Origin of the sequence: Ulvibacter litoralis, from assembly GCF_900102055.1 — a bacterium.
Taxonomy (GTDB): Bacteria; Bacteroidota; Bacteroidia; order Flavobacteriales; family Flavobacteriaceae; genus Ulvibacter; species Ulvibacter litoralis.
Genome location: NZ_FNBA01000021.1, coordinates 1 through 5,145, shown reverse-complemented (window position 1 = coordinate 5,145; position 5,145 = coordinate 1). Strand labels below are relative to the sequence as shown.

At 30.8% G+C, this 5,145-nt stretch carries 5 protein-coding genes; all 5 read left to right on the top strand.

All coding sequences use genetic code 11. From position 1 onward, the window contains the following. Nucleotides 1-119 precede the first annotated feature (119 nt). The 5 genes from BLQ00_RS17000 (at nt 120) to BLQ00_RS16980 (ending at nt 4,852) form a co-directional block, all read left to right on the top strand. The gene (locus BLQ00_RS17000; RefSeq protein ID WP_093145515.1) at nt 120-725 is read left to right on the top strand and encodes a hypothetical protein; all 606 of its coding nucleotides are present in this window, start codon (nt 120-122) and stop codon (nt 723-725) included. A gap of 247 nt (nt 726-972) precedes the next feature. Further along, on the top strand, nt 973-2,427 hold the full coding sequence (locus tag BLQ00_RS16995) for a hypothetical protein (protein ID WP_093145514.1): 1,455 nt from the start codon (nt 973-975) through the stop codon (nt 2,425-2,427). 238 nt (nt 2,428-2,665) lie between these two features. Next, nucleotides 2,666-3,223 (top strand): hypothetical protein, encoded by a 558-nt coding sequence (locus tag BLQ00_RS16990; RefSeq protein ID WP_093145513.1) that lies wholly within the window; start codon nt 2,666-2,668, stop codon nt 3,221-3,223. Nucleotides 3,224-3,466: 243 nt separating this feature from the next. Continuing rightward, nucleotides 3,467-3,844 carry a hypothetical protein gene (locus BLQ00_RS16985; protein ID WP_093145512.1) on the top strand — a complete coding sequence of 126 codons (378 nt, stop codon included), beginning with the start codon at nt 3,467-3,469 and terminating at the stop codon, nt 3,842-3,844. Between the two features lie 231 nt (nt 3,845-4,075). Next, nucleotides 4,076-4,852, top strand: coding sequence for a hypothetical protein (locus BLQ00_RS16980; RefSeq protein ID WP_093145511.1), 777 nt, complete (start codon nt 4,076-4,078; stop codon nt 4,850-4,852). The last annotated feature ends 293 nt before the right edge of the window (nt 4,853-5,145 follow it).

The window sequence follows — 5,145 nt, the reverse complement described above, 5'->3', positions numbered from 1 at the left end:
CTCTGAATAATTTGAACTAAATAGAGAATTGAAAAGGTGTCGCCGCTTCAAGCCGCACACTGCGCCAAACGCTACAATTATTATACAAACCCGTTAGGCACAATGTAAACCAACCATTCATGAACAACCTAATACCTTTTATTGCTTCTTTCTTTTTACCTGGAATTGGACAATTCGTCTTAAAGGATTTTAAAAAGGGAAGTATTATTTTTTTGTCAAATATCATTTTGACGTTTATCTTAATAAGCACCGACTTTCTTAGTTTTATACCAAATTGGACTCCTCATATAGTTTTAATGATTTGGGCACTTTTTGATGTTTATGATAAAATTGAGCACCGCGATGGAAAAAAATCAGCAACGAGATATATGGCATTTAGCCTACTTATAGTGGTTGTTTTACTCCCAATAACATTGACTCTTTTGATAACTGGGATTTTTAAAGGTGTAGAATTCCTATCTGATGAATATCTCAATGAGGATAGGACAAAAACCGAAATGAATAAAATTTCGACGGAACTAGGACTTTATAAAAATCATTATAGAGTTTACCCAAAAAACTACGACTCATTTATCGGACAAAAACCAATTTGGGGAAGTTGGAAAGCAGATAGTTGGAAAAACCCATATAAGTACGAGTTAATTGACTCTTTGAATTATAAATTAATTTCAGCTGGAAAAGATGGAATTTACTTTAATGAAGATGATATTATAAGGAGTAATTAAAAAACACAGTGCCTAACACTGTATAACAATTATGGCTCTTGCGGGAATTTCACATTAATTTCTACAAATAATTAGCTATATTGGTTTCTGAAAAATAACGTAAAGCTTGCCCTTCTGAGTCTCACGCAGCTCTGAATAATTTGGTGCTAAGAAGAGAATGAAGAACTTGTCGCTGCTGCCCTCAGCGCGCTACGCCAAACGCAACAATCGTTATACAAACCCGTTACCATTAATTTTGACGTAAAAAATGAAAAGAATCTTATTAATCACTTTATTAATTAGTCAAGGTATAATCTTTGCACAAAATGAATCAAATTTTAAAATATATGAAAGCCCTGTTTACATTGACAAAGTAAAAACTGATAGTGTAAGAGCTACATACACTTCAAATTCTGGTAAAACTGGAATTATAAGAAATGATAAAAAAGAGATTGTTTTTGACTTGTTTGATGAAAATTTTTCAAAAATCCATTCCAAATTAATCGAGACTGATAAAAAGGAAACCTACATAGGGGATATTTTTTACTCGAACGAAATAAATGTGTTTACAGAGACATTTCCAGATAAAGATGTTAAGGTACTTACTTGCTACGTTTTCAACCTTGAAAATAAAACAAACAAGAAAATAGAATTATCGTCAACCACTATCGACAAAAAACTAAGTTTGTTTTCTAACCAAAAAGGAGCCAAGTTTTCAATGTCGCCAGATTTAAATTATTTTTCTATAACTAATTACACAATTCATAAAGATGAAGTTTTTTATCACGTTAGCGTTTTTGATTCTAAAACTTATGAATTAGTTTATGATCAACAAATTACTCGAAATGAAAACAAATTCTTTTCATTATCTGAGATTCAAATTGATAATAGCAAAAATGTTTTCCTATTAGGCGAATCTTTTTTCGATGAAGAATCACCAAAAATAAAGAGTGAGAAAAACAGACATTTTATTGTCGAAAAAATTTCTAAAACAGATTACTCAAAATTGGATTTAAATTTAGAAAATAAATATATTAAATCTTTAAAAGCTGTAACAGATGCGAATGAATACAATTTATATGGTTTTTATTCTGATTCAGGTTTAAATGCAATAAAAGGTGTCTGCAATATCTTAATTGATATGGAAAATTTTGAGATAAAAAATAAAAATTTACAAGACTTACCGTCGCAAGTTTATGCTGATTTATTTGGTACTGATAAAGCCGACAAAAAGAAAGGAAAAGAATTATTTGAATTTAAAATAGATTACATTCTTAACGATGAGCAAAACAACATTTACTTAACAGCAGAACAATTTTATATAACTTATGAAAATGATAGAAAGGTTGAGCATTACGATGATATTTTAATAATAAAATTTACTCCAAATGGAAAGTTAGATTGGGGTAGAAGTATTTTAAAATACGATTATAAACCATCTTATAATGCTTTTGTAAAGAATAATGAATTGCATATAATCTTAAACTCTGGAAAAAAATTAAAGGAATTGAACGATGGCAGAACTAAAGCTACTGTAGGTTTATTTGAGACTTCTGCACTATATGATTTTGTTTATCTAAATACAGGTCTTGGCAAAATAAATAAAATTCAGAACAATAAGAAAAAGACATATTACCTTCCAAATTATGGAAATTACATAGACGGAAAGTTTATAATGATAAGTGATTCTCAAAAAGAGAGGCAGTTTATGACATTAGAGTAAAAAACTAATGGTAACACTGTATACTAATCATAGCTTTTCCATAATTACTTCGTGTTTAGTACTCAAAAATTACTACTTTAGTTATCGGAACAATATGAACTAGCTTGCCTTTCTGAGTCTCACGCAGCTCCGAATAATTGGAACTAAATAAGAAACTGAAAAGGTGTCGCCGCTTCAAGCCGCACGCTGCGCCAAGCGCTACAATTATTATACAAACCCGTTGGCAACAAGCTAAAAAATGAAATACGCATTAAACACATTACTTCTATTTTTAATTTTGATTTCGTGTAAAAATCAATCGGAATTAAATACGGAAATTGCTCAAATGGAGGAAACTGAATTAGTTAAAATAACTCAAACTGATTCGATATCTGAATTGTGGAATGTTTTAGTTTTCGAAAAAGGTGGTTGTTTAGGTGGAGAACAGTACGTAAGTGAAACGGAATTTAAAAGAGAAGAAAAAGCACTCGTTTTCAGTGAAAAGTATTGGAAAGAATTTTCGGATAATGACAAAGAAAAACTGACTGAATTCCTAATTACCAAACTTTCTGACACAACGAAAACGAAAGTACATACTTGCCCATTTTTTGGAGCAACTAACGGAGAAATGGCTGTTTATTCACTTCAGCACATTCACAAAAAAAATTGGTTTGACTTTTCCGATTTTAAAGAATATCAGGAAAAAGAATACGGCAATGCAACTGACCAACCACAAATGTGGTTACAAAATATTTTGAAAAACGAGAAAGAAAGAAAAAAATTAGCCGAATTGTATAGAAAAGAGCTGACTGAATAAAGCCAGTTGCCAACACTGTATATCGCTCATTTCTTACAATTTTTCTTACAGAATGCTCAGTACAAATAATTAGCTTATCTTAGTTTCTGACAAATACGAACTCGCTTGCCTTTCTGAGTCTCACGCAGCTCCGAAAAATTTGGTGCCAGGCTAAGGCTAAAGTCGAAGCTGCTGCCAGCTGCGCGCTGCGCCATGCGAAACAAGCGATATACTTAACCGTTGTGTGTAATCAAAAAATGAAACGTGAATAATACTAAATTAATAAATATTATAAAGATTTCAATAGCCGCTTTATCTATAATAGCACTTTATTATATTGTTAATGAATACGATGATATTAACGATCATTACATCCAGAAAAAAGAGAATTATACTGACCTGAAACAACTAAATGCTCAAATATTGGACATTTATAAAATTGACTTGAAATCGAATGAACAACTTGTTGAATTAAAAATGAAAGTTGATTATGACGAACATATGATTAATGCATCAGAACCTAACACTCAATTTTCTGAATATTATTTATTGATTTTAATTGGTTTATGTTGGTTGTTTATTTTGAGTAGACGAATTGGGAATTCTAAAAAACCTACCGAAAATAAAACTGAAATTGAATAGAACTACACACAACAACGTATAACAATTATTGCTCTTGCGGGAATTACTTGATAATTTCTACAAATATTTAGCTATATTGGTTTCTGAAAAATAACGTTACGCTTGCCCTTCTGAGTCTCACGCAGCTCTGAATAATTTGGTGCTAAATAAAGAACTGAAAAAGTGTCGCCGCTTCAAGCCGCACGCTGCGCCAAGCGCTACAATTATTATACAAACCCGTTGGCAATAATAATGAAACAAACTTTCAGCATTTTAATAACCTTTCTGATTTCAATAAATGGATTCGCTCAATGTGATGATATTGAAAATCTGGAATTAGGTGGAACCTATTTGTCTAGAACACGAAACTATATTCCATTTGAAATAAAGCATAAAGATTCAATAGAGAGAGAAAATACTTTTTATCCATACGATATTAAAAATATTGAGAAATATTCTGATTTTATTCTAAAAAAAGCAAAAGAATATATTGTAAAACGTGCAAATATTGATTTTTATAATGGATTGGAAATGGGCGAATTTCAAGTAAATTATTTGGATTCTGTAAAAGCGGAATATGATAATGAAAAATTATACAACTTATCAAATTACAATGTGACATATTGGATTCTCTATACTTATCGGAATAACGGATTTAAATACGCTTTTGGATTGGAATTTGACAAAGACGGAAAAATGGTTTCTGAAAACAAATTTCCTGACTTCTCACTCAATCCTGAATTTGAAAACCTGAATAAACCTTGTCTTGCTCTCGAAAAAGTCAAATCGGACGCACGATTTAAAGACAAAAAAGTTGATTTAATTGAGTTAGCCTATATCGATGATTTAAATTCATTTTGTTGGTTAGTAAAAGAAAAAAGAAAGCAAGTAGAAAAGTTGGGAGTTAGTGAATATTTTGTTGACTTATTTTATGTCAACGTCATTACAAACGAAATAGAACTGATTAAAAAAGAAAATGGAACTGTTATAGCTTGTGGTTATAAATTGACTAAGAAAACCAAAGACTAAAAATTACTATTGCCAACACCGTATACTAATCATAGCTCTTGCGAAACTAGAAGCAAATTGATTGTAAATATTTAACTATATTGGTTTCTAAAAAATAACGTTACGCTTGCCTTTCTGAGTCTCACGCAGCTCCGAATAATAGGAACTAAACAAAGAACTGAGAAGGTGTCGCCGCTTCAAGCCGCACACTGCGCCAAGCGCTACAATTATTATACAAACCCGTTGTAAGCAATTTTTATAAAAATATTATTTTGAGTATTAGTAATTTAAACTACAAAAATCATTGTAAGGGA

Excerpts from the sequence above, each read along its gene's own strand:
- BLQ00_RS17000 (WP_093145515.1), top strand. The coding sequence starts at position 120 with ATGAACAACCTAATACCTTTTATTGCTTCTTTCTTTTTACCTGGAATT.
- BLQ00_RS16995 (WP_093145514.1), top strand. The coding sequence starts at position 973 with ATGAAAAGAATCTTATTAATCACTTTATTAATTAGTCAAGGTATAATC.
- BLQ00_RS16990 (WP_093145513.1), top strand. The coding sequence starts at position 2,666 with ATGAAATACGCATTAAACACATTACTTCTATTTTTAATTTTGATTTCG.
- BLQ00_RS16980 (WP_093145511.1), top strand. The coding sequence starts at position 4,076 with ATGAAACAAACTTTCAGCATTTTAATAACCTTTCTGATTTCAATAAAT.